This is a genomic window from Nostoc sp., assembly GCF_036917975.1.
GTDB lineage: Bacteria > Cyanobacteriota > Cyanobacteriia > Cyanobacteriales > Nostocaceae > Nostoc.
The window spans coordinates 1-25,836 of the sequence record NZ_JBALEJ010000068.1; the positions used below are offsets into that span (position 1 = coordinate 1).

The window sequence follows — 25,836 nt, forward strand, 5'->3', positions numbered from 1 at the left end:
CTAATCAAAAACAACAAAAACTTATATGTAGAGCTTGCTTCAATAACTAATCAATCCTGATATTGCTTTTTTATTACTTTTTCAGCAAGCCCTAAGTAGAAATCTATATTGTCCAGTTGAGTCAGGAGGAACGGCAAAACCTCCAAGACCTCGTATCAACAGGCAGAGCCGCAGCGTATAAAATCAAGCACGCTAACATTCTGCTCAACATCGATATCAATGGGCAGGGATGGACAGACGAGGAAGCCGCAAAGACCTTTAGTTGCCATCGCAACACAATTGCCAATCTGCGGGAACGGTTGGTAAAAGTTGGGCTGGAGTCCGCCTTAGCCCTCTTTTGTCACTCTAGGCAGAGGAAAAGTAGAAATCAGGGTGAATCAGGGATATAAAAATTGAACTTGTGAGGCTATAAATAATAGATTGAAGTTTAGAAAAACCCAAGGCTAATTGAGGAATAGGAAAAACCGTTAACCAGGGATATATCAGATTAAATAAAGTAAAAGGTTGAATAATCAAACGAAGATTGTTAAGAATGTTCTTCCAGCCATTTCCGTTATCCCACCAAGGATGTGAAGCAAATTTTGACAAGACTCAGTGCTGAGTGCTGAGTGCTGAGTGCTGAGTAAAGAAGATTGAGTACTCAGTACTTTCGCACTGGGTAAAAGCCCCGCCCCTTGTGGGCGGAATCTTTTTATCAAGGAGAAGGTTGATACCCCGCCCCTTGTGGGCGGTCTTTTAACTCAGCACTCTTCATCTTATTATACTACTGGCAGAGTGACAAAATAGGGTTATACTACTGCCAGAGTGACAAAACAGGGTTAATCTCCGACCACGACTCTTGGTTTGTTCTAAATGTTTTTGCTCACCTCTGAAGTAATAGGTGTAACCTGGTTCGCTCCAAACACAAAACCCTGATTCGTCTAGATACTTTAGGTCTATTTCTCCCGGAGCAGCAGATAATTCCAACATATCTAGGTCTGCTTGTTTCTTGGCTCGTACTACGGGGTCTTGTTTTCCTTTGTGGCAAATCTAAAGCACGTTTCCAAATGATCCCCTTTTTTTGAGTACCCGTCTTAACCTGTCGGGACTCAATTTAATTTGGCGATCGCTCTCTAATTTCTGTGCTAATTGAAAACTGTTGTATGTACAATACCTTAGCCAAAAAAAGAGTATGAAGAGAGAGGGCGCTCTGTAGTAGAGTTGTTGTCTTCCCAAACGACAACTCAAAACCCATAATTTCGCCCATGTTCGACATCCTATCACTGTTACAATGCCTTTTACCGCAGATTAACGCTACGACAATGCGCCGAATGAACCAGATGATCATGGCCATGTTAGCAATGAGCGGACGAGTGACGATGTTGGGAATCTCCCGTTGGGCAGGCATTGGTGGTAGTTATCGGACGATGTTGCGGTTTTTTCATACAGTAATCCCTTGGGCAACGTTGTTTTGGCTATTTTTCCGCAAGCATTTGTTTCGAGCAAATGAGGTATATTTGCTTGCAGGAGACGAAGTTGTAGTCAGCAAATCAGGGAAACATACTTATGGGTTGGATAGATTCTTTTCCAGCCTAGTAAGTAAACCAATATCAGGACTATCTTTCTTTACATTATCATTAGTAAGTGTCGAACAAAGACACTCATTCCCGATTCAAATAGAACAGGTGATAAAGAGCGATATAGAAAAAAGTAGTGTATCACCAAGACCAGAAATAAAAAACAAAGAAAAACGTGGACGTGGACGACCAAAAGGGAGTAAAAACAAAAACAAGACTGAAGTAATTCTCACATCTGAATTACTAAGAATTAAGAAGATGATTAATGAGTTAGTCTTGTTGATAGCTAACTTTATCCCGCTTACTTACTTAGTTTTAGATGGTCATTTTGGAAACAATAATGCTTTGCAGATGGCTCGACAAGTCAACTTGCATATAATTTCCAAGTTACGCCACGATTCAGCATTATACATCCCCTACCAAAATCCTGACCCTAATCACCGTTCACGCCGTAAATACGGAGAGAAACTAGACTGGCGTGATATTTCTGATGAATACAGCACTTACGGCAGCTATGAGGTACATCCTCAAAACTGAAAGCTATGCTAAGAGGGGGTAAGGATAAAAACTGTATTGCATAATAGCGGGAAGCGCTGTATTTGCGTCAAAGTATTATTGAGGAGGATATCCAAACCGATACTTATCAAGCTAGTTTACTACACAAAGAATTTGCCCAGTCCCTGAATGTAGTTATTTTAGTGAAAACCAATCTCAAAACTAATGCTCGCAGTCACGTTATTCTTTTTTCCAGCGACCTAAAATTGTCATCTGAGAAAATAATTGACTACTACAAATTGCGCTTTCAAATCGAGTTTAACTTCCGTGATGCCAAGCAATTTTGGGGATTGGAAGACTTTATGAATATCGGTCAAACTGCGGTGACTAATGCTGCTAATCTAGCATTTTTTATGGTTAATTTATCTCATCATCTTCTCGCTGATTTCCGTACCCTTAATCCCGACTCCGGGATTATTGACCTTAAGGCTCATTATCGTGGCTTTCGATATGTCCATGAAATCTTAAAAATGCTTTCCGAAATCCCTGAGCCTATTTTATTAACCCAGATTTTTGCCAAACTTACTGCTTTTAGGACGTATTCATCCCGTTTCTACTGGCGTTGAACCCTCGTAAATTGGCAGAGATATTGATGTACCAATACCTTCGCCAATTTACGAGGGTGAGTTGATGACACTTTCACTATTAACTCGCTGTTCTCTGAGGCTTGGCAAAAACAATAAGTTCTAAAAATTCCTTTAAGGTTTCCCACAAGGTTTTTTTTAACGTATTGACCGCAGTATAAGGGTTTGAGATGACAAACTACCTTTTAAGCGAAACGCTTATGTATGGGTAATTTTGCCAGTTTTGCCAAAATTTTTCTAGGCTCTTATTTTGGCAAAGGTATTGATGTACGTGGTTCTTTTTTCAGACATTCTTCCAAAAATACTATATCAACTTCGGTCCACTTCGGTTTTCCCCCTCGCCCTGGTAATTCCCAAAGCCCTTGTATACCTAACTCCTGCCATTTATGCAAAACTTCTCTTACTGTTTGAGAAGTCCAATTAAAGTGATCAGCTATTTTTTCTACATACCAGCCATGTGCGTTTAGCCTGATTACCTCTGCTCGGTCTTTAACTTTCTGTGGTACATCAGCAGTCCTTAGATTTAAGAGGGTTTTGTTTTGTTCCGATGTTAGAAATACCCTTAGACGAGCGCCCATATTTTTGGTCACCTCGGTAGATATCTTATCCGTATTTATTTATCTTTACATAGTTTGGTTTTTTCGCTCCAACCTACTTACAAGGACTTCATTTCTCTAAACAGTTTTTGCAAGATAACCATCAAAACAGCGAGTGGAAAAGTAGGAAAAGTGGGATAAGTGGGATAAATAAATAATTGATGTCTGTGTTTACTATCAAGCTAGTATAATGTAACTTGGTTTATTAAAGTTCCAATAAATTTTAAAAAAATGAAATAATAGTGTATCAAAAATTGCTACGTTAAATCCCATTTTCAGTAGGTAAATAGAAAAAATTATCGCTTGTGACACTCATTGATAATAAATACCTGGAACAGCAATGTATAAAACTAAACGAAGCCGAGGAGTTGTACTAACTTCCACAGGAATTAAACGGTTACAATCAGCAATTCTTTCTGTGGAGATAGTAGAAAATAAAGGCGAACACTTGAGTTTAGAAGAAATAAGTTCGCGGATTAATATTTCTAGTAGAACTTTGAGTAAATTATGGTCTTTAAGTGAAAGTGTAGATCAAAAAACTATAAAACTCTGCTTTAGCGCTTTTAATCTAGAATTACACAGTGAAGACTACACTATAGTTAATAAAGCAAATGAGACTGAAACATCTGAATTATTGTCTATTGCAAATATAGAAGAAAATTTATCTCAACATTCCGAATCAACCTCATTTGTCGAAAAACATCACACACAAACTGAACAGATAGAAAATTTTTGGTCATACCCGGATGGCCCCGTACCTTTAAATTCTCGCTTTTATATTGAACGTCCTCCACTAGAAAGAAAGATTTATCGAGAAGTAACTACTAGTGGCTGCGTGATTCGGATTAGATCCCCTAAACAGATGGGTAAAAGTTCTCTTGTGTTGTGGCTTTGTGACTTTGCACAGAAACTTGGATATCAGACTGTGAATCTGAATTGCTACCAATTTGATAGTGAGTGTTTAACTGATTTAAATAAACTGTTGCGTCGTCTTTGCTGGAAAATTGCAACAGGGTTAGGTATTGACCCCAACCTCAAAGAAAAATGGAATGAAGAAATTGGCTACAACTTAAGTAGCGGCTTCTACTTAGAAAACTATTTACTCGTTCAATGTCAAAACCCAGTGGTTTTGGTATTGAATGAAGTTGACCGTTTTTTTGAATATCCTCACATTTGTCAAGAGTTTTTTGCTTTGTTGAGGTCATGGTGTGAGGAAGCACGACACAATCCCAACTGGCAAAAACTGAGGTTAGTAATGGTTTACTCAACTGAAGACTACATCTCTATGGATGTTAACCTCTCTCCTCTTAATATTGGTCTACCTATTCGTCTGAACGATTTTACTCAACCACAAGTAGAAGATTTAGCTAGGCGGTATGGTTTAGACTCGTTTAAAGCTAAAGATTTTGCCAAAGTGATGTCATTAGTAGGGGGACATCCAGCACTAATTCAGATTAGTTTGTACTATCTTAAGTCTCAAGAAATGACCGTGCAAGAAATAATAGAGGAAGCGATCGCTAATGGTGGCATCTACCGCGATCATTTATGGCGACACTGGATCAAACTGCAAGAAAATCCTAGAATGGCAAAGACCTTTGCTGAAATTCTGGCAGCAAAGCAAGATATTTCTCTTAATCCCATTGACACTTACAAGCTTGAAGGTTTGGGATTAATTCGCTTTGAGGGCGATCGCGTCTTACCCCGTTACGGACTCTACCAGTCCTATTTTGCAAAACAGCTATCCACAATTGTTTAATAGAGCAACACTAAGCCCGGATTTCTCACTTGTGAGAAATCCGGGTTAAGGGAATCCCGTTATCTTTGGGTTTTAAATTGAGAATAAATGGCACAGCTTTCAATACCCAATCGGACACGAGTGTATAATTAGCAGCTTCTTCTCCAAAACTAATAGAGAGCATATCTGTATGAATAATCCCTGGATTAAGGGGTATAGCTGCCATACCATTCGGCAATTCTTGTGCCAATGTGGGTTCGCAGATAAGATGAAATTCTGACAACGAATTTATAAGGGTTCCAGGTACCGATATTCGCGCATAAAGTGAAATTCATTGTGGAGTCTGGGTTTGAGCCAAATATTCAATTCACACATAAATTGAAATTTTCCGACTTTGATTTAACGACAGCCCGAATGCTTTTAAAAGCGTACTTTTGAAGTGCGATAGGCTTACGCCCCACGCCCAGGCGATCGCCTCGTGTCATAGGTAGCCAAGCAGCTTGACTATGGAAAATTCGGGATTTTAAGTATAAATTATAATCAGTATTTAACAAAATATAGTGAATTTCTGTGAGTAGATGCAAAATTTCACTTTATGTGCCAATTCGCTAGCTTTCTCAAACCCTTGCCCCACAATCGATTTCACTTTATGTGCGAATTCCGTCGCCTGGAACTCCTGTAACTCCGTTGTTCAAATTTCATCTTATCTACGAACCGACAAATGTTTGTAGGCTGCTTGACGGAATTCTTCTAATCTGGCAAGTTTCATATTGGCAGGTGAGTAATGGTAGTTCTTTTCTCACTTTCTGCCAAAAGGGGGACTGTATTCAATCAGACACCCCTTTTTTCTTGCTTATTATCTGATAATGATAATCGAATAAGGGGGGTGGGAGAGAAACGAGCGTCGCTCGTTTCTCTCCCACCATTTTCATGATTATCATTATTGTATTATTTTCTCTGCAAGTATACTACACGAAAATTGTTCAAGGTCGTGGATGCTTTGAGGCTGACAAGATAATATTTTTAACATCTAATTCCATTTGGTTTGCGTTCTCTCATATCGCTTTTAGTCTAAACTCCAGTTTTTTTCGTTCACCCCTTTGCTCCTGAATTCTGACTTCCAAATTCTTCTTCAACCAAACAGGATAATGTCTCTAAACATGATTGTCAATAGCGTTTGAGATATCCTTACCCTGATAAATCTCTCTCCACAATAGGCGACATTCATTTTCAAGGAAAACTACGTGTTTTGCACATTGCCATCGCCTATCTCCACCAATACCATTGATTTGTTTTTTAGTGGCATGTTTATGCGAGAGCTTCGTTTTATTGGGCTGGCATTTTTGGGTTTTGCAATAAAGGTACTATCTTCTTTCCTGAACTTCAGCACAATTCTGAGTCATGGATTGTCTTTCTTAGTATGTAGTGTCTTGACATTGAATTCAGCTTCTTATTCTATGGATTTAGCAAAATCACCTGAAAACATAATTACTAATTCTCTAAATACAAAAGTGGAAAAAGCATCCTCAGATAATCTAAGAGGAGGAACAATAGCCCAGCAAATGACTATAAATAATCAACCAATTATCAAGAATGGTGATGATTGGTGGTTGCCCTCATGGGTGAATCCGCTTCCTGATGTCGTATCATTTAACGTACCTAACCCTCAAGTGCCATTTCAAACTTTAGATGTAGTCACGCTTCGCTGGCGGGATGTCAATCCTCAAGAGGGAGTCTATGACTGGAGTATTCTCCAAAAAGCTCTTGGACAAACAAATAACATTTATGTTCGCTTTCTAAACTCGGATGTAATACATTGCCCGATATGGTTGTCGAGTAAATATCCCTCTCTTAAGCCTTTTAATATTGGCTCCTATCAGGATGATTTTAATATTACGAGCGCTGGTTTTTTCTATCCCATGTGGCATCCAGAATTTCAGCAAGAATTTAAGAAATTGCTTCAAAGCTTTAAAGCACAGAATTTTGCTTCACATCCTCATCTGAAGTTCTTCTATATACCTGGTGCTTGGCAGTGGGGAGAATTTAACCCTGAAGTTATTCAACCTTTGTTTGTCGCAGAAGGTCTAACTCCTTCTAGCTTATTAACCTGGTTTAGAGGACTGATAGACGCTTATGTAGATGCTTTTGGAACTATCAATGCTTATAAGCTTGTGTATACAGATCAAGATATTCTCTACAACTTCAATGATGCTGTGGACTGGGAAATAGCAATAGATCGGAATCCCTCTGGCTATGTAGTATCCAAGGGTGGAAGTACCCGTTTTGGACTACTCGCAAAATATAACTTTGTAGCGACTGATATGCCTAACTATGGAGTATCAGTAGTTGACATAGGTACAGGTAAATACATGATTGTTGATGATAATGCTCCTTTGATTGCAGATCCCAAGCGAATTATTGGAAGTGAGACTGTACAATTTGGAGGTTCCACTATTCCTCTTTCATCTGATCCAGCTTTAGTCGAAAACCAGTACAGAATGACAGCGCTCAAGAACTTGCAGCTAAGAGTCAATGTACTGATGTCAACTACTGCTGAGTACTGGAATGCTCAACCAGCACTGCATACCTATATGCTTAACAGCTTAGGTAAGCACTATTACGATTCTCCAGACGCTTGGGCTGACTTACGTGAAGCAGAGGACGTCTATCAGCAGGGTGTTCATTGGAATCTCGGCGACCATTCTAAATGGACAATTAGAAACCTTGAACGCTGGCTTATTCAAAGAGAAGTCGCGCCAGATGGTAATACAGTGGCGACCAACCTAGTTACACTTCCTGTTCAGTACAATAAAATATCTTATGAAGCTAGACGTACTGATCATCAAAATGGTAGTGATTATATCTACTTTGGAGTTGATGACAAATTTATAAAAGGTGGAACCAATAATATACAAATCAAGGTAACTTATCTTGATAATAATTCAGCTAGCTGGGGTATACAATATAATGCCGCGAATGGGAATAGCTATAAAAAATCATCCCTAGTGAGTAATACCAACAATAACCAATGGAAAACAGCGACTTTTGCAATTAGTGATGCAGCTTTTATAAACCGTCAGAACGGCAATATGGATTTTAGAATATTTAATGGTGGTCAACAAGACCTCACTGTAAGATTTGTTCGTGTTATTAAATTACAACCTCCTTCTTAGGGGAATACCAACCTCAACTAAAGACATTCTAATTGAAGAAGGCAGAGGGCAGAAGGATCAAGTCAGAAGGGGATTCAAACCCCTCCTGACTTGGAGCCATCAAATTAAAAATTTGGTGGGGGTCTTAAACCCTTGTTCCCTACGGTCACGGGCAGAGGGCAGGAATCAGAATTCCTTTCTGGCTTCTGCCTCCTGCCCTCGGTCTTTCTTGATAAGTTGTAAAAAAAAGGTATCCGCTCGGTTGTACAATTCCCTTAACCTCTCACTGATGCTGCATTAACAACTTGTCCCAAGACATTATGACCGGATTTTTCTAAAATTTCACAAGCAACAGCAGCTTGAACAGAATCAACTACCCCAAGACGAACTACCAACAAAACGCCATCAGTCATTTGCCCCAAAATGGCTGCATCAGCGGTAACATTTAATGCAGGAGCGTCAATAATTACAAAATCATAATTATTAGCAAAAGTTTGAATCAAAGAAGCCATCCGTTTGGAATCAAGCAGAGATGCCGGCGAGGGAGGTACTACTCCAGTAGTCAGGATATCTAAATTATTCATAACCGTTTTGACAACGGTACTGATTTGGGTCTCTTCCAGAATCAGATTACTCAGACCTTGATTATTAGTTAATTCCCAAATTTGATGTTGAACTGGATGATGGAAATCCCCATCTACTAGTAAAACTTTATGCTCCATCTGTGCCATTACTATTGCTAAATTAGCTGCTACTGTTGATTTCCCTTCTCTGGGCACAGAACTAGTCACAACAATAACTTTTAACTCTTTATCACCACGTTTCAACTTCAAATTTGTTCGCAACATCCGATAAGCTTCACTCATTTGGGAGTGAGAAATATCTTTCACAACAAATTTTGAGGTAGATAAGCCTAGATTTTCGTCCTTGAAATCAGATTTTCGAGGCTTGCTAAAGTCAGGAATAACGCCTAATAAAGTTAATCCGATTAATTCCTTTGCTTCATCAACACTCTTAATGGATTTATCTCTTACTTCCAAAAAATATATAGTTGCCAAAACAGCTATAACAGCCAGTAAACCTGAACTCAAGTACGAAACCATATTAGAAGAAATCGGCTGGTCAGGAATTTCGGCTTCGGCTATCACACTGGCATTACCGACGTTCTGATTTTCTGCAATTTGGCTCTCTTGCAATTTTTGCAGCAAAAGTGAATATGTAGATTGTGATGCTTGTACTTTGCGTTCTAGTTGGCGCTGTTGTTGTTCCAATCTGGGTAAAGTTTTCAATCTTTGTTTGTAGAGTTCTTGTAATTTGGATAAAGTTGCTGCTTGGCTAACTAAACCCACACGAGTTGACTCTAATCCGATCAGGTTTGCAGTAAGTTGTTGTTGCAATGCTCCAATTTGCAAATTGCCATTTAATTGTGCTTGATCTGTCCCTAAAACCTGTGTTGTTCTCTGTTGTATTATCTTTTTTAAAGCTTCTAACTTATTTTTTAAGCTAATAATTTCAGGATGTGATTCCCGCAAAATAGTTCGCCTAGTTGCAAGTTGAGACTCTAATTGCTGGACTTCTTTGAGAATATCCTGCAACCCAGAAGATTGACTCAGAGAAGTCTGAGCTAATGCCTGTTTTGAATCCATATTCAACTGCTTACGGATATCTTGAGACTGGGCATTGACATTGGCAATTTGAGATTGAACCTGACTAGACTGCTTTTGTAAATCTGTAATTAAATCTAGTGATTTAGTTGTTTCTTCTTGCAGCGAGACAACTTTGTTCTTATCTTGAAAGTTCGCTAGCTCACCCTCTGCTTTTCTGACAATTAATTCTGCATTTGGCAACTCCCTTTGAAGAAATTTGCGGGCTGCTGCTGCTTCTTTTCTTCGGGAAGATACGTTATATTCTAAATACATATTCATCACCGTATTAACTATCTTAGCAGATTTTTTAGCGTCACTATCCTTGTAGGAAACTTCTATAATGTCAGAACCTTTAATATCTTTTACTGTTAACTGCTTCAGGAATTCTGTAGGTTTTAAAGCTATCCCTTGATTATTTTTTAAGGCAAGTTTATCTATAGTTTTTTGCAAAAGGGGGAGAGACCTAATAATTTCTGCTTCTGTATTTAAAGGACTGGTTTTTTGATCCTGTGCCACTGCTTCTAACTTCCCTATCCCTTCTCCTACTCCGGTCAAGGAGGAGATAGTATTTATCCTTTGAAATACTAGCTTTCCTTCTGCCTCATAAGAAGGTTTTTTGAAATATGAAGTCAGTACTAAAAATATAAAAACTGGGATAAAGACAGTTAGACCTGGTGCCCAACGTCGCTTTAGTATTTGCCAATACTTATCAAAAGTTAAAGAAGATGCTTGTGATTCCATAAATTAATTTTAAATACTGAATAATCTTAACTTACAGCGCTTCCCGCTATTATGCAATACAGTTTTTATCCTTACCCCCTCTTAGCATAGCTTTCAGTTTTGAGGATGTACCTCATAGCTGCCGTAAGTGCTGTAATATAATAATTTTTTATGAAAATTGAATACAATATAATTATGAATTACTGCCTTCTCCACGAAGATGGAGAGGCATAGTCCATTACGAAATTCCTATAACTTGTTGTAATGTTTTAAGGATAATTAGTAAAGCAAAACCTAAGTTATCTTTACCCAGATATTGCATATTTAACTCTAACTTTTGAGGCATTATCTCGTTAATATAGACATTTTCTGAATTAGCAGTATCTTCTAGTAGTTCACTTTCATTTCGGAATTTGATTGAAGCTGGATCAGTGATACCTGGAAGTACATCTAATACTCGCCTTTGTTCAGCCGTATAATATGCCACATATTTTGGAACTTCAGGACGAGGCCCAACTAAACTCATTTCGCCTTTGACAACGTTAAATAATTGGGGTAATTCATCTAGCTTGTATTTTCTCAAGAATTGACCACTTCGAGTAATCCGCGTATCTTTGGCTACTGTAATTTGTTTTCCTCTGCTTTCGGCATCAGCCACCATAGTACGGAACTTGTAAATGCTAAATTCACGTCCGAAGCGTCCAATACGAATTTGTCGAAACAACACATTCCCTGGAGAATCCAGTTTTATCCAGATCGCAATTGCGAGAAATAGGGGTAATAGTATCAAAATACCAGCTAGGGAAAAAAACAAGTCAAAAATTCGTTTAGCCATGATTAAACACCCCTTAAAAATGTAGTTATCTTAATTGTTGTATGGATGGAAATTGATTAAGTCATTATAAAGCAATAATCAAAACATGAAATTATTTAAATAACAATCTGACTGACAATATAGTTGAAGTTAAATTATGAGCTATTTATAAGCATTCCCTTTGGTTGAAATAATTTTGTGATTGATTAATTTTTGGTAAGGTTTTTCAGTTATTTGATTTAGCTGATTGAAAACAATAAATAACATCCTGTAAATTTTTATTACAACCTAAAATCTATACAAAATAAAGCTTCATCAAAAAAAACAGCGCTAAGGACTATTTAAATTTTTAAAGCCAGATGGTAGTTGTTTTTACTATTTTATAGCTATATGAGTTACTTTTTAACTTTTTTGTGTAATTTACACCAATTCTTCATAAAACTCTGCTTTATATGAGTGCAATTTTATAGCAAAATTTAGTATAATTAGCCGCTTAATGTGATATTGTCAGAGTAATATTTGTTCTTTATATCTGAACAGCACTTTAAGAATGAATATTTAAACAAAAAAATGTTAAGACAAAAGCTCATCGACTTAGGTCTTAAGATGGTTTTTCAATCAAGTGTTTGGGAATATGTTTCTGAAAATATTAAGTCAAAGTTTTTTTGATGATTTTAATGATATGAGTTTGATCTGCTTCAGTCATTTTTGTGTATATTGGTAGACTTACTATCCGTTGATATGCATAGGATGCTTGAGGGAAATCTTCTGAGCGAAGATTGTAAGTTTCACGCCAGTAAGGATGCAAATGTAGAGGAATATAATGAACGCTACAACCAATTCCTTTAGCAGCCAATTGCTCAATAAATCTATTGCGATTAACTTGTACAGAGTCGGCTAAATGAATTACATATAGATGCCAAGAGTGAATATCTCCATCAGGAGCAGGTGCTGGCAGATGTAAAGGTAAGCTAGCTAGTTCTATATTGTATCGATTAGCGATCGCATCTCGTTGTTGCTGTAGTATCCTAACTTTTTTCAATTGATGGATACCAAGAGAAGCCGCGACATCCGTCATATTATATTTAAATCCTGGTGCAATTACCTCGTAGTACCATGAAGGCTTCGTTGAGGTATAGCGATCGAAGGCATCTCGATTGATACCATGTAAGCGCATAGTTCGGCATCGTTTAGCTATTTCAGGGTTACGGGTTACTAGCATACCTCCTTCACCGGTAGCGATGGTTTTGGTTGCATAAAAACTATAAACAGTTACATCACTATCTAAGCTACCAATCAACTTACCCTGATAGGTTGTGGGGATAGCATGGGCTGCATCTTCAACTACTTTCAATTTATGCTTTTGGGCAATTGTTAAAATTGATTTCATATCACAAGCAAGTCCGCCAAAATGGACAGGAATGATGGCTTTAGTGCGGGAAGTGATAGCAGCCTCAATTTTGCTAACATCAATGTTCATGGTAGCCAGATCGATATCGACAAAAACTGGATTGGCTCCTAAGTAACGAATTACTTCTGCGGTAGCAGTGAACGTGTGGACTGTAGTGATTACTTCATCTCCGGGGCCAATTCCCAATGCTTCCAGAGCGAGATGTAACCCTGATGTGGCAGAATTAACTGCGATCGCTTCTACTCCAGAGCCAATAAAATCTGCAAACTCCTGCTCAAAACGTTTAGTTTTAGGCCCTGTAGTCAACCACCCAGATCGCAAAGAATCAACGACCTCAGCAATTTCTTCTTCTCCAATATCCGGTAACGCGAAAGGGATAAATTCTGTCATAGGATGTAATAATTAAAATCAGTAAGGAAACATCTGAGGAAATCATGGCTTGGTAATCCAACACAAGACATGAGTACGCAGAAACGGAAGTAAGTTAAAAACATTATAAAGATATTTGACGCATCACCAACTAAAACTTGAGTTCCTATTGGTAGTAATCGGCGTGCATTTCGTGCATGTTCTTCGATTAATTCATTTCCCACTAAGTTCTCTGGTTGAAAACCTAAGGACATAAATAAGCTCAGATTATTTCCATTGCCACAACCAATTTCCAGTAGACGTTTGTCTGCGACTGGCGGGAGATTAGCCCAATTAATCCAACGAATCAAAGCTTGACGCTTTTCTTGATGAAGCATATAACAAGATGGATTCAATGGATCATATAAAGTTGCTGACGGGATTTGCTGGCGTCGTTGATAACGCTGACGGATTGCTTCAATTTCGTTGCTCATATAAGTGTCCTCACGAGAAAAATAAATTTTTTCAACTACTCTGATTTGATTGTTTTTGGCAGCTTTAAAACCCGGCTATAAATATCAGCATAAGCATTTGCTACTTGGTTAAGACTGAAGTTTGCCTCGACGTGTAATTTACTTCGTTTTCCCATGAGGTTTCTTTGTTCTGGAAAATTCAGAAGTTGTAGAATTGCTGTAGCTAAAGCCTTGCCATTTTTGGGAGGAACCACTAAACCATTCCAGCCATCTTTGACAACCTCCTTGCAACCAGGCATATCAGTTGTAATCAAAGGGAGTTCCATCGTCGCAGCTTCTAACAAAACTCTTGGTACTCCTTCACGGTAATAACTCGGCAACACAAATACATCGCTTAAGTTCAACAGTGTCGGGATATCATTACGAGGCCCAAGATAGCGAACAACTCTGGCTTGTTGGTGAATTTCTTGTATTGGTACAGCTTGTCTACCTTCAGAAGATACAGAACCGACTAAGAGAAACGTCACATTTTTCATTTGCTGGCATACAATGCTAGCTGCCTGAAGAAATTCTCTCACACCCTTAGAGACGACAAGACGTGAGATCATGATAACTACAAGTTGCCCTTCTAGTCCTAACTCCCGTCTTGTGGCTGCCAGTTTTTCTGGTGCGGGAGAGTTTTTTATCAGTCCTTCGATATCAATACCCGATCCTAAAACTAAATCATCCCGACCATCTAGTACCATTTTGTGTTTACAGAAATAGGCGCGATCGTCGGGATTTTGAAATATAGTTATGTCAGTTGCGATCGCAGCCTGCTGTTGCAAGTGGCGATATATTGGTCTGAGAGCAAGTGCTAAGATCGATGTAGAAGAAAAGACGTAACCCATTCCGGTTATAGTTCGCACCCGTCCGGGAATTCCGGCCTTCATTGCCACAATGGGTGCAATCATCGCAGGTTTAGTATCAAAACTATGAACAATATCTGGTTGATGTTGCCGAAATAAAGCAGAAAGTTGGCTGCGAGTATATATATCAGCCCACGGGTTTATTCCTCGTTCCAGAGTGTATCGAAAATATGGAATCTGAACATCTGCAAAAGTATTCCCATCTTCAGATCCCACCGCCCCAACATTGAAACCTTTCTCCCGCAATTTTAGCAGCAAGGGGATACGAAGACGTATATCTTCTCCACCAACGTGCCAAACAGTAATTGCAGAAGTTTTGCGATCGCTTAATTCTTTGGAAAGTAAGGAGAAAACAGAATAATTTTTGTCCATCTTTCAGAGGGAATTTATAAGAAAGCTAGAGGGTTTATCTTTTGATATTCAAACTTGGTAGTAAGAACGATACCAACTGACAAAACGTTCAACTCCTACTTCAATGGGTGTATTTGGTCTAAAGTCCACATCTCTTGCAAGATCGTCAACATCTGCATAGGTGACAGGGATATCTCCAGGTTGCATAGGGAGTAGATTTTTCTCTGCTTTCATCCCCAAACAGTTTTCCATCACTTCGATGAAGCGCATTAATTCCACAGATTGATGATTACCAATATTATAAAGCTTGTAGGCAGAATTACTAGTTTCTGAGTTAGAACCATCTCCTGACAAGGTGGAATTTGGCTCAGGTATTTTATCCATTACACGGATAATACCTTCAATGATGTCGTCAATATAGGTAAAATCTCGACACATTTCACCGTAATTAAAGACATCAATTGGATTCCCTGCCAAAATTGCTTTGGTAAATAAAAATGGTGCCATATCAGGACGACCCCACGGTCCATAAACTGTAAAAAAGCGGAGTCCAGTAGTTGGTATACCATACAAGTGGCTATAAGTATGAGCCATTAACTCGTTGGCTTTCTTAGTCGCAGCATACAAACTGACTGGGTAATCTACCTTATCATGTACAGAAAACGGCACTTTCGTATTTGCACCGTAGACTGAACTAGATGAAGCAAAGACTAAATGCTTGACTTTTGAGTGACGACAACCTTCTAAAACGTTGATGAAACCTACTAGATTACTATCTATATAGGCATAAGGATTTTTGAGTGAGTAGCGGACTCCAGGCTGTGCGGCCAAGTTAACGACTAAATCTAAGCACTCTTGGGCAAATAGCGCAGCCATACCTTCACGGTCAGCCAAATCGAGCTTGTAAAATTTAAAATTTGGGTGATCCTGCAACTTGGCTAGCCGAGCTTTTTTGAGATTTACATCATAGTAATCATTGAGATTATCTAGCCCAATGACTTCGCTTCCTGAAATTAGTAACCGTTGACTGAGATGAAATCCAATGAAGCCGGCTGCACCTGTGACTAAAACTTTGACCATCACTTTTTATTCCTATAAACTCTAATTAAAAAATGTTTGTGTATCTAACTATCTGTTTTAATTTGGACTAAATGTCTTTGCATCCCCTTTCAAAAAGGAGAGTTTGCCAATCTCGATTACTAATTCTGAGGCAACAGTAAAGAACGAAATATATGTGTACTTATTTTTCCAGAAATCAAAGATTAGTCCTATATTATTTAATAGGTATCAGTTAGATTATTTATTTACCTATTTCTAATTCTCTACTTAGTTTTCAGCTAACCAAGCTTGGAACATCAATACATTCCAAAGATAATATTCCCAATTGAAATTGCCACTTTGGTGTTCGTGCCACTTTTGCCGAATTGGTCGAGGATTAAAATATCCTTCTCGTCGCAATCGAGATTCATCAAGTAAATCTTCTGCCCACTCTCTTAAAGATCCACGCAACCAGCTACCAATCGGAATACTGAAGCCCATTTTTGGACGCTCGATTAATTCTTTGGGTATGTACTTATACAGCACCTGTCGTAACAACCACTTGCTTTGATTACCACGTATTTTCATTGATAAAGGGATTTGCCAAGCAAATTCCACAACACGGTGGTCTAGAAAAGGTATGCGACCTTCGAGACTCACACCCATACTGGCACGATCTACTTTTACCAAGATGTTATCTGGTAAGTAGCTGATTAAATCTAAGTACATCATACCTTCTACAAAATCTGGTAGACTTGCCCATAAATTGCGATCGCTCAAAACTGTACTGAGTTCGGAACTACCAATGACAACTTCCTCTGGTGCTTGCCAATGGGATACCAAACTGGCATAGATAGTATCGAGATTGGTAAATGATAAGATACTTGCTAACTTATGTAATTTATCGCCGCAAGCTGCTACTTTGAGCTTTGCTGGTAACATCGTATTTACAGCTGCAAAACTTTGATTCCAAGTCTGGGGAGAAATGCTTGTTAAAGCTTTTGCTGTAGAATGACGAACTGTGTGCGGTATCCAGTTTGTTTTCTGCCAAATAGTGCGTCCCCAAAAATAGCGATCATATCCAGCAAATAATTCATCACCCCCATCACCAGAAAGACTGACGGTGACATCATTTCTAGCAAGTTGAGATACTAAAAATGTGGGAAATTGGGAAGGATCAGCAAAGGGTTCGTCATATAAACTTGGTACTTTGGGTATAACTGCGAGTGCTTCATTTGCGGTTACATAAAGTTCTGTATGGTCTGTACCCAAGTGCTGTGCCACAGCTTTAGCATATTGAGCTTCATTGTAATCTTGTTCGTGAAAACCGATGCTGAAAGTTTTCACAGGTTGCTGACTTTGAACCTGCATTAAAGCTACAACAGTTGAAGAGTCTATACCTCCTGACAGAAAAGCACCCAAAGGAACATCTGCCACCATTCGCATTGCGATCGCATCTTTGAGTAATCTATCAAGTTCTTCGATAGCTTGAGTTTCTGAACCAGTAAAAGGATGGGAAACACCAGATTCAGCAGCTTTTTTCGCTGACCAATAAGGCACTACTTCTGGATGCACATTTCTTGCACCATTATAACTCAAAAGTGTCGCTGGTGGTAATTTGTAAATACCTTTATAGATCGAGTAAGGTGCAGGAATATGAGAAAAACGTAGGAATGTAGCTAAAGCATCGCGGTTGATTTCTGGCTGAAAATCAGGGTGGACTTTGAAAGCTTTTAATTCTGAGGCAAATATAAAAGTATGACCGCACCAACCATAATATAGTGGCTTTTCGCCAATGCGATCGCGTCCCAAATGTAAAATACGTTCTGCTTTGTCCCACAGTGCAAAAGCAAACATCCCATTAAAACGTTTGGTTGCTTCTAAAACTCCCCATTCGCAAAAACTAGATAACATTACCTCCGTGTCGGAATGACCGCGAAAGCTATATCCAAGAGTTTGTAACTGCTTTCTTAATTCCGGGAAATTATAAACTTCACCATTAAAAACAATTACATACCGACCATCAGTAGATATCATCGGTTGATGTCCTTCTGGTGAAAGGTCTACTATAGATAATCGTCGGTGTCCTAGAGCAATTCCGACCTCTTCATCAACCCAACTTCCAGCATCATCGGGGCCACGATGAATTAATGACTTTGACATTCGCTGTACAATTATCGGTAGATAATCGTTACTCATTTGTCTAGATATGTCCCAAAAACCAGTAATGCCGCACATTATTATTAACCTCTAGTTCTAGTTTTTATAACCCAAACAAGTTGTATATAAACTCTCGTATTGATGTACGACTGAATCTAGAGAAAATAAATTTATCACTCGTTCTCTAGCTGCTTTTCCTAATATTTCTCTGCCTTCATATCCTAAATTTATTAACTCTTTGAAAGCATTAGCTAGTAACTGCGGATTTTTTGGAGGTACAACTTTTCCAGTATCACCAACAATCCAAGCTGAATCACCAACATCAGTAACTACACAAGGAACACCACAACACATCGCTTCTCCTATGGCTAAAGGAAATGCTTCACCAAATGCAGAAGAAAGAGAAAAAATATCTAATGCAGATGTAATATAGGGAATATCTTGGCGTTCTCCCAGTAAATGAACTTGCGAAACAATTTCTAACTCCTGAATTAAGTCTTGCAAGGTTTTATTTTTTTCATCTACATTCGTTCCTGCAAGCACAAAGTGAACTTGGGAAAAATTCTGATGTAACAATTTCGCCGCGTTTAGAAAATTAGCATGGTCTTTCATTGGGTTATAACGTGCAAATAGCCCAATTAAAATTGTTTCTTCTGATAATCCTAATTCATGTCTTAATTTTAATCTTCCTTCGGGAAATGGTTTAAAAACTGAAGTATCAAATCCATTAGGAATCACACAACTCTTTAGGGATGAATATCCCATCTCTTCGTGTTGCATCCTACTATTTTTTGATACAAATACATTTTGATATACAAAATTAGAAATAGTTGCACCGATTCTAATAATTGCTTGTGTCATCAATTTCTCAGAATTTAATGAACTAATAGAAAAGTGGATACCCCAAAAAATGGGAACCTTTCGTAATAAAAATAAACCCGCGAGGAAAGCTGCGAGGTTGCCATGATACATCCACCCTTGAATTAAATCGGGTTTTAAGCAACGTATAGTCTGAAATAATCGCAGTAATGTAGCAGGTGTTGGTACTCCTTGCTTCATGCCGATTGAATGGACAGGAATACCTAAACTTTCAATGCGATCGCCAAATATGCCACGATCCATTAGAGAAATGACAATCGGACTAAAAATCTCTCTATTACTCTTAGATAGAAGGCTACAGAGCATCGTTTCAGCCCCACCAATATTAAGTCCTGTAGTTAAGTGACATATCAAAATTTTGTCAGTTTTGTTATTCATTAGTCCACTTATTACCGCATTAAAAGATATAAAGAAACCCAAAATATTAGTGATGATTTTTTGATTCTAATTACTTAAAATCTGTAAACAATGTAACATTGTCGTACCTACCAAATTATCAACACTAAAACATTCAACAATTTTCCTTCTAGCTTTTTCTTGCAAGGCTATTCTCTCGTGATAATTTAATTCAATTAATCGCTTCATTCCGACAGCTAAAGCCTTTGAATCATGAGGGGGTACAACTACACCACTATCTCCAACAATCCAGGCTGAATCTCCTACATCTGTAACTACGCAGGGTACACCACAAGCCATAGCCTCTCCGATAGTATTACCAAAACCTTCACCAAAAGCAGAAGCTGAAATAGCGATATCAAGAGCATTATGTACTGCACGCATATCTCCACGCGCTCCCGCCCAAATAACTCTCTTTGAGATACCCAGTCCCTCAGCGAGGTGATACAGTTCTTGGACATAATTATTGTCGGGACCAGTGCCCACACAAACAAAACGTAAATCTTGGTACTCTTTGCAAAGTAGTGCTGCTGCCTGGAGGAAGTTGGGATAATCTTTTTGAGGATATATTCGCCCCACTAAACCAATCAAAATCTGGGTTTCTGAAATTCCCCATTCTCCTCGGACTTTGACACCAAGTTCTCGTTCAGGTTTAAAATGTTCAGTGTCAATACCATTCGACACTACGACCATTTTTTCAGCAGGAAATCCATAACTCAAACAATCTTCTTTCCCAGCATGAGAATTGACAATTATTAAGTCAACAGTATGAGATAAAAGACTCTCTAATTTATTAAGTATATTCCCCAGCCAATCAACAGAATTAGCAGGAGACTGGGACACACGCATTCCCCAAATTATTGGAATCCCTGGAAAAAATGGTTTTAACAATATAGCAATTATATTTGATTCTCCCATATATGTATGTAACAAATCGGGTTTTATCTGTTTTAGTTGACGAGTTAAACGCCAACAAAAGCCTAGTAAATCCCAACGTCCCTGCTTTTCTAAAGATATAACTGGGATATTCCTCTCTTTTAGATCCTTCTCTAAATGACCACCCGAATAAAAGTGTAAAACCATTACATCAAATTTCTCTTTGTCAAAATCTTTTACTAGCGTCACTAATTGTCTCTGAGCACCTCCATAACCAAGATCACGAATAATAAATACAATTTTCTTTTTTGTCATGATTTTGAAAATAAATATTTTTTACAGGTAGAGACTAAAGTAATGAACAATTTTTTTTAATTCAATAAACTTTCGTAATTTTTTTAGGAAAAATCTATTTCATATTCAGAATATAATCTGGGAATTCTAGCGATCTGTAATGATAACCCATAATGTCTAAATCAATCAATTAAATAAAAATTGGATAAAATCGCTGTTTATTTATCTTTAATCAGTATAATCTTTTTGATAAAAATATTTTCGGACTGGTTTATTAGTATAAAATTTGCATCCAATCAAGAATAAAAAGCAGCATGATATTAATATCATAAACTGACTTTGCAAGAATGTTTCAGGGTCAGAAGTCATAAAATTTGACCATAGTTGAGCAACTATAGTATAAAAATGTGGCATCCAAAAAATGCTATTAAGATATTTATTTAGTATAGTTTGTAAAAAACCACCTATCCAGCCATAAATTAAGCAGATCAGAATCAGTCCAAGCCAAGACATACTATATATACCAAAAGCAAGAATACCAGTTGGTACCGCAGCTCCTTCAGCATCAAATGGGCCTAAAATGTACACACTGTTATAATAAAGTATTGATGGAGGCGACTTTACTCCACCCAAAAAAACCTTTGGAATTAAGGAAAGAAATCCATAAATTATGTCTGAAAACCAACGCAGATCGTAACCATTTTTAGTTAATGCTGTATCTAGCGAAAATAATGGGAAATAAAAGTTATTCATAAATTCATAAAAATTAAATCCTTCCCTATCTCCACTTCTATTCAGGTCATTAAATAATTCTATAACTGCATCTAAACCATTGGGCAGAGCAGAGAGACTAGCAAAAAAAGATTTTCCATACAACAGGAATAAAGACATTACAACAATCAAAATCATACCAGTTATCCAAGGAATTTTTCTATTCCTTAAAACATAAATCTGATAAAATCCCAACAAAAAAGCAATAATATTAAAACGTCCAGCCTTTGTTAAAAAGCCTAGAAATGTAGTAATAAATGAAACAAGAAACCAGAATAATTTAGGGAATCGCCATTCACCATAATTTTTGGTGGATACGTAGGCTAAGAGAATATAACAAGAAAAAGTGGCAGCTGATAAAAACCTAGTAAAAAATCCAAAATCGCCATTAGATTCCTCACCAGCACGAAAGGCTGATGATTTTGCTATGGCTGTAGAAATACCGCCAAAAGCTAGAGTAGCTATATATAGAGCCAAAATGGCAAATAAACATAAAAAAATTGCATAAATATAAATAGTTGAACTTTGACGAAATTTAATAATAATATTTTGACCAGATTTTTTAGCTAATTTAGAATAAAAGCTACCAATTATAAGGAAGTAGCCAATGAAAATTGCAAAAGCTGTTTCTACATTGTTTGTATTAAACCTCATATTAGACCAATGGTCTAAAGTTATTGCATTTTTCAGATCGATAGCCAGAAGCAAACCAGGTAGTGCATAGAATAAAAAATAATAAATATTAAAAAGAGTTAGAAAATCCATTATGGTCTCTTTCTTCCTAATTATCTCTAGAAACAATATTATAGATGACAAAACTAAGTAAACTAAAACTAGCATTTCCAATCCTATCTAGATGATTATATTCTTTTAGAAAGCCTACGCTTCTTACATTTATTTATGTTTTGATTATAAACTCTCTAAAAATACTTTAATAAAATATTTCGCCAAATAATGTAATTTATCTTAATTATTTACTTAATCAACTATATTTTTTAGCCTTATTTTGGCACGAATAAATATATGGAGAAAGCAAAATAAATAGACACAACTTGTAGACAAAGCAATACCGCTAATTCCCATCCATTGAATAAACAGATAATTTAATACGATATTGATTATGAAGTTTACTCCAGAAACTTGCATTAATATCTGGTTAAGTCGCATAGCTGAAATTAGCCTTACTACCAAAATATTGGCAACGTAAAAAGGAATCTGAAAAGCGAAATAGAACTGGATGTTAGAAACTAAGTGAGTATCATTAGCTGTGAAAGACCCTCTTTGGAAAAGTAATTCAACGATTTGTTCAGAAAAGATAATAAAGAGCAGCGATACTGGCACAGTCACTATAAAGATAATTTTCAAATAGTGCCTAAGTGTATGACGGATACTTTTCCAATCTTGATGGGCAACCATTTTGGAAAAATAGGGAATAACGGCTGCGCTTAATGCAGTGCTAGCTAAGGTAATAGGCAAAGCAATCACCCGATTTCCGTAGTTCAAAGCTGCGACACTTCCTGGTGACAACATAGCGGCCATTGATTGATCGACTAGACCAGTACTGCACATTAAAAATGAACCAGCAATCATTGGGATATATTGGCCAGCTACCTCACGCAGATGAGGGTCAAATCCGTACCATTTTGGACGCAATGAAATACCTTGTCGATGAAGTGCGACTCCCAATAATAGGATTTCCAGCACTGCACCACCAACTAGACCTGCTACAAGAGCAAAGCTTCCTAACGAACTGAATGCTAGCAGAAAACTGATGGTAATTATTGAAGTCGAGGCAGGAGAAAGAGCTGCTAGGACAAATTTTTCTCCTGCGTTCAAAACAGAACTCCAGATAGTAATAATTCCACTCAGCAAAACAATCGGTGCCATTGTATATAGCATCTTCATAGTCAGGTTTAACTTCTCAGAACTGAAGCCTGTAGCAATCAATGGTAGATATAAGGGCGCACCTACTATCATTAATATCGTCGTAATTCCCAGCAGAGTTAAACTCCAGACTATAATTCCAGAAAAAAGTTTTTGAGCTGCCTTTTGTCCTTCTTGCTCTCTTACCCGAATATAGGTAGGGATGAGGGCAGCATTAAAAGAATTAGCTACTACATTGACAATAAAAGAAGGAACTAGTAAGGCAATTAAAAACGCATCTAAAGCATCGCCGGTACCAAACTTACAGGCAACCACTAATTCTTTAACAACAGCTACCCCTTTAACCAACGCCGTCCCAATAGCAACAGTGATTGCCGCACCAAAAATTCGGCGATTGACAGAACCACTGGTAAGTTTCTTCCAGTAATCAAGTAAGTTATACAATTGCAAAATCTTCATATTATCAATCCAACATATACTAGGCTTAGTCAACCTATTTTAAGGAAAAGTTTTCAGATCGATAAGCACATATATTTTTCTTACTATCTAAGCTATTTTTTTCAGTAATTGAATACTTAGGTTTATATTCCGGGATTAGCTGTTCAAGCAAAAATATAATTGAATTTCTATCATTTCTATATGCTGCTCTTCGCAAATCGTCTACAATGAAATTCATATTTACTGGAATTGTCCGACTAGAGTTCTTCACTATTAATAATTTTTCATGTTGAGTAGGTTCGTATTCTTCTCCTTCAATAAATAATTCCTCAAATAATTTTTCGCCTGGTCGCAAGCCTGTAAATACAATCTCAATGTCTTTATTAACTTCATACCCCGAAAGACGAATGAGTTCCTTTGCTAAGTCAACTATTTTCACTGGTTTACCCATATTCATCATTAAAACTTCACCACTACGACCAAGTACTGCGGCTTGTAAAACGAGTTGTACTGCTTCTGGAATGGTCATGAAATAACGGCAGATATCAGGATGGGTAACTTTGACTGGGCCACCTGCTGCAATTTGTTTTTTGAAAGTGGGAACTACGCTACCACGGCTTCCTAAAACGTTACCAAAACGCACGGCAACATAGGGCTTACCGCTTTGTCTTGCGGCTTGCAACACCAACATTTCTGCAACTCTTTTACTGGCTCCCATTATATTAGTGGGATTAACTGCCTTATCTGTGGAAATCATCACAAAATGTGGAACATCGTACCGCAGAGCCATTTCCAACAAATTTTTTGTCCCAATCACATTGTTGGTGATGGCTTCTGGGGAATTTAATTCCATCAGGGGGACGTGCTTGTGGGCAGCAGCATGAAAAATTACATGAGGTTGGAATTGCTCAAAAACATGATTTATTCGTTCTTCAAAGCGAATATCAGCAATTAAGCTTGATATCCAAGGAGTATATTGTTGTGCTTTGCCATCCTCTTTCATGGCTTCCACAATTTTTTCTAGTTCTTGTTGGATATTGAATACGGAGTTTTCTCCGTGTCCCAGGAGCATAATTTCTGCTGGACGGCACTGGCAAATTTGACGACAAAGCTCGCTACCAATTGATCCACCGGCACCTGTAATTAATACTTTCTTGCCTTCAATAAATTGGGCAACTATTTTAATATCGGTTTGTACAGGTTCGCGTCTGAGTAAGTCCTCAATACGTACATCGCGAATGCTGTCTACTCGCACAGGACTATTGAGGATTTCATGTATTCCCGGTAGAGTACTAGTCTGAATTCCATTTGCTTGGCAAATATCAACAATTTCCCGAATGACTTGCCCTGCAACACTTGGCATGGCAATTATTACTTTGTGGATTTGCAGATATTTCACTACATCAGTTATGTAATAGCGATCGCCTACTACAGGGATACCACGAATATTTACATTAAATTTCTGCGGATCATCGTCAATGAAGGCTACAGGATAAAAACCTAACTGCGGATTTATCTGCATTTGTTGCACCAATGAAACGCCTGCACTACCAGCACCAACGACTAATACCCGCTCGTGTGGATTCAAGATTGTTTGTTTATGGCTAGTTCTTTCTATTGCCCGAACACTAAAACGTAGTCCACCAATAAAAATAAAGGTAAGCAAACCATCAATAAATGGTAACGATTGTGGCAGTTTATCCATATCAAGATGAGGTATATAGTTTGAAATATAAAACAACAAGTCTTGGATAATTAACGCAGCCAATATCAGCATAGTTATATATGTAAGCTCCTCAATACTCGCATAGCGCCAGTAACGGGTATAAAAACCAAAACTCCAAAATAAAGTTAGTTTAACCGTTAAAAATAGTATTGTCGCTACTACTAGCTCTGATATGTATTCATTGAAGGAGAAAGCGGTATCTAAACGTAGAATCAGAGCGAATAAAGGTATTATTGAAAATAAAACAAGATCGCAAAAGAAAAAATGCCTATTTCTCAGAAATAGTATTTTTTTCAAAAACATACTGGCAAACTTTTGCCATAAAGAGTGAAAAGTAAAAACAAAAAAGTTCATATTGGTAAAAATGTTTAATACATCTAAAGTTTTTATCAAGAAAGGCAGAAGGGAATGGGAGCAATGCGAAAATGTGAGATCGGGGTTTAATTATCAACTACATCGCCATATTCTCAATAAAACCAGGTTTATTTCGTTGCGATGCCGAAGGCGGGCTGCGCCTACGCATCC

Annotated in this window: 18 protein-coding genes and 2 pseudogenes; 4 read left to right on the top strand and 16 right to left on the bottom strand. The window is 37.7% G+C overall.

What is annotated here, in order from left to right; genetic code table 11:
- Positions 1 to 116 precede the first annotated feature (116 nt).
- Entirely contained in the window at positions 117 to 389 is a 273-nt protein-coding gene (locus V7K76_RS25200) for a hypothetical protein (RefSeq protein ID WP_334953943.1), read from the top strand.
- On the opposite strand, the pseudogene V7K76_RS25205 reads toward V7K76_RS25200, so the two are convergent.
- Positions 346 to 585 (bottom strand): annotated as a pseudogene (locus V7K76_RS25205) (IS701 family transposase); the annotation flags it as partial. The gene V7K76_RS25200 and the pseudogene V7K76_RS25205 overlap by 44 nt on opposite strands.
- Positions 586 to 1,244: 659 nt before the next feature.
- Between V7K76_RS25205 and V7K76_RS25210 the strand changes: the two are divergent.
- Positions 1,245 to 2,687, top strand: a pseudogene (locus V7K76_RS25210) (transposase).
- A 253-nt stretch (positions 2,688 to 2,940) separates the two neighbouring features.
- Here the strand turns inward: V7K76_RS25210 and V7K76_RS25215 are convergent.
- Positions 2,941 to 3,273 (bottom strand): helix-turn-helix domain-containing protein, encoded by a 333-nt coding sequence (locus V7K76_RS25215; RefSeq protein WP_334953939.1) that lies wholly within the window; start codon positions 3,271 to 3,273, stop codon positions 2,941 to 2,943.
- Positions 3,274 to 3,631: 358 nt separating this feature from the next.
- On the opposite strand from V7K76_RS25215, the gene V7K76_RS25220 reads away from it, so the two are divergent.
- Complete coding sequence (locus tag V7K76_RS25220) at positions 3,632 to 5,047, top strand: AAA-like domain-containing protein (protein ID WP_334953940.1); 1,416 nt, start codon at positions 3,632 to 3,634, stop codon at positions 5,045 to 5,047.
- Between the two features lie 25 nt (positions 5,048 to 5,072).
- On the opposite strand, the gene V7K76_RS25225 is transcribed toward V7K76_RS25220, so the two are convergent.
- Together V7K76_RS25225 and V7K76_RS25230 are read right to left on the bottom strand one after the other, a co-directional pair.
- On the bottom strand, positions 5,073 to 5,309 hold the full coding sequence (locus V7K76_RS25225) for a hypothetical protein (RefSeq protein ID WP_334953941.1): 237 nt from the start codon (positions 5,307 to 5,309) through the stop codon (positions 5,073 to 5,075).
- Between the two features lie 79 nt (positions 5,310 to 5,388).
- Positions 5,389 to 5,610: a hypothetical protein gene (locus tag V7K76_RS25230; RefSeq protein WP_335030155.1), complete on the bottom strand. Its 222-nt coding sequence runs from the start codon at positions 5,608 to 5,610 to the stop codon at positions 5,389 to 5,391.
- A 672-nt stretch (positions 5,611 to 6,282) separates the two neighbouring features.
- Here V7K76_RS25230 and V7K76_RS25235 point away from each other — a divergent pair.
- On the top strand, positions 6,283 to 8,199 hold the full coding sequence (locus tag V7K76_RS25235; RefSeq protein ID WP_334780002.1) for a beta-galactosidase: 1,917 nt from the start codon (positions 6,283 to 6,285) through the stop codon (positions 8,197 to 8,199).
- A gap of 254 nt (positions 8,200 to 8,453) precedes the next feature.
- Here V7K76_RS25235 and V7K76_RS25240 read toward each other — a convergent pair whose 3' ends face one another.
- The 12 genes from V7K76_RS25240 to V7K76_RS25295 all read right to left on the bottom strand — a co-directional run bounded on the left by V7K76_RS25240 (position 8,454) and on the right by V7K76_RS25295 (position 25,665).
- Positions 8,454 to 10,565, bottom strand: coding sequence for a GumC family protein (locus V7K76_RS25240; RefSeq protein ID WP_334780001.1), 2,112 nt, complete (start codon positions 10,563 to 10,565; stop codon positions 8,454 to 8,456).
- A gap of 217 nt (positions 10,566 to 10,782) precedes the next feature.
- Entirely contained in the window at positions 10,783 to 11,379 is a 597-nt protein-coding gene (locus V7K76_RS25245) for a sugar transferase (protein ID WP_334780000.1), read from the bottom strand.
- Positions 11,380 to 12,007: 628 nt separating this feature from the next.
- Positions 12,008 to 13,159: a DegT/DnrJ/EryC1/StrS family aminotransferase gene (locus V7K76_RS25250; RefSeq protein WP_334779999.1), complete on the bottom strand. Its 1,152-nt coding sequence runs from the start codon at positions 13,157 to 13,159 to the stop codon at positions 12,008 to 12,010.
- Positions 13,156 to 13,611: a hypothetical protein gene (locus V7K76_RS25255; RefSeq protein WP_334779998.1), complete on the bottom strand. Its 456-nt coding sequence runs from the start codon at positions 13,609 to 13,611 to the stop codon at positions 13,156 to 13,158. The genes V7K76_RS25250 and V7K76_RS25255 overlap by 4 nt, the downstream gene beginning before the upstream one ends.
- Positions 13,612 to 13,646: 35 nt before the next feature.
- On the bottom strand, positions 13,647 to 14,870 hold the full coding sequence (locus V7K76_RS25260) for a glycosyltransferase family 4 protein (RefSeq protein WP_334779996.1): 1,224 nt from the start codon (positions 14,868 to 14,870) through the stop codon (positions 13,647 to 13,649).
- A 48-nt stretch (positions 14,871 to 14,918) separates the two neighbouring features.
- The gene (locus V7K76_RS25265; RefSeq protein WP_334779995.1) at positions 14,919 to 15,929 is read right to left on the bottom strand and encodes an NAD-dependent epimerase; all 1,011 of its coding nucleotides are present in this window, start codon (positions 15,927 to 15,929) and stop codon (positions 14,919 to 14,921) included.
- A gap of 246 nt (positions 15,930 to 16,175) precedes the next feature.
- Positions 16,176 to 18,125, bottom strand: coding sequence for an asparagine synthase (glutamine-hydrolyzing) (gene asnB / locus V7K76_RS25270; protein ID WP_334779994.1), 1,950 nt, complete (start codon positions 18,123 to 18,125; stop codon positions 16,176 to 16,178).
- An 18-nt stretch (positions 18,126 to 18,143) separates the two neighbouring features.
- A complete protein-coding gene (locus V7K76_RS25275) occupies positions 18,144 to 19,304 on the bottom strand; it encodes a glycosyltransferase family 4 protein (RefSeq protein WP_334779993.1) in 1,161 nt (386 codons plus the stop codon).
- Positions 19,305 to 19,370: 66 nt separating this feature from the next.
- Positions 19,371 to 20,513: a glycosyltransferase gene (locus V7K76_RS25280; protein WP_334779992.1), complete on the bottom strand. Its 1,143-nt coding sequence runs from the start codon at positions 20,511 to 20,513 to the stop codon at positions 19,371 to 19,373.
- A gap of 207 nt (positions 20,514 to 20,720) precedes the next feature.
- On the bottom strand, positions 20,721 to 22,028 hold the full coding sequence (locus V7K76_RS25285; RefSeq protein WP_335030156.1) for an O-antigen polymerase: 1,308 nt from the start codon (positions 22,026 to 22,028) through the stop codon (positions 20,721 to 20,723).
- 213 nt (positions 22,029 to 22,241) lie between these two features.
- Positions 22,242 to 23,606 carry a murein biosynthesis integral membrane protein MurJ gene (gene murJ / locus V7K76_RS25290; protein WP_334779990.1) on the bottom strand — a complete coding sequence of 455 codons (1,365 nt, stop codon included), beginning with the start codon at positions 23,604 to 23,606 and terminating at the stop codon, positions 22,242 to 22,244.
- 34 nt (positions 23,607 to 23,640) lie between these two features.
- Positions 23,641 to 25,665: a polysaccharide biosynthesis protein gene (locus V7K76_RS25295; RefSeq protein WP_334779989.1), complete on the bottom strand. Its 2,025-nt coding sequence runs from the start codon at positions 25,663 to 25,665 to the stop codon at positions 23,641 to 23,643.
- Positions 25,666 to 25,836: the final 171 nt, after the last annotated feature.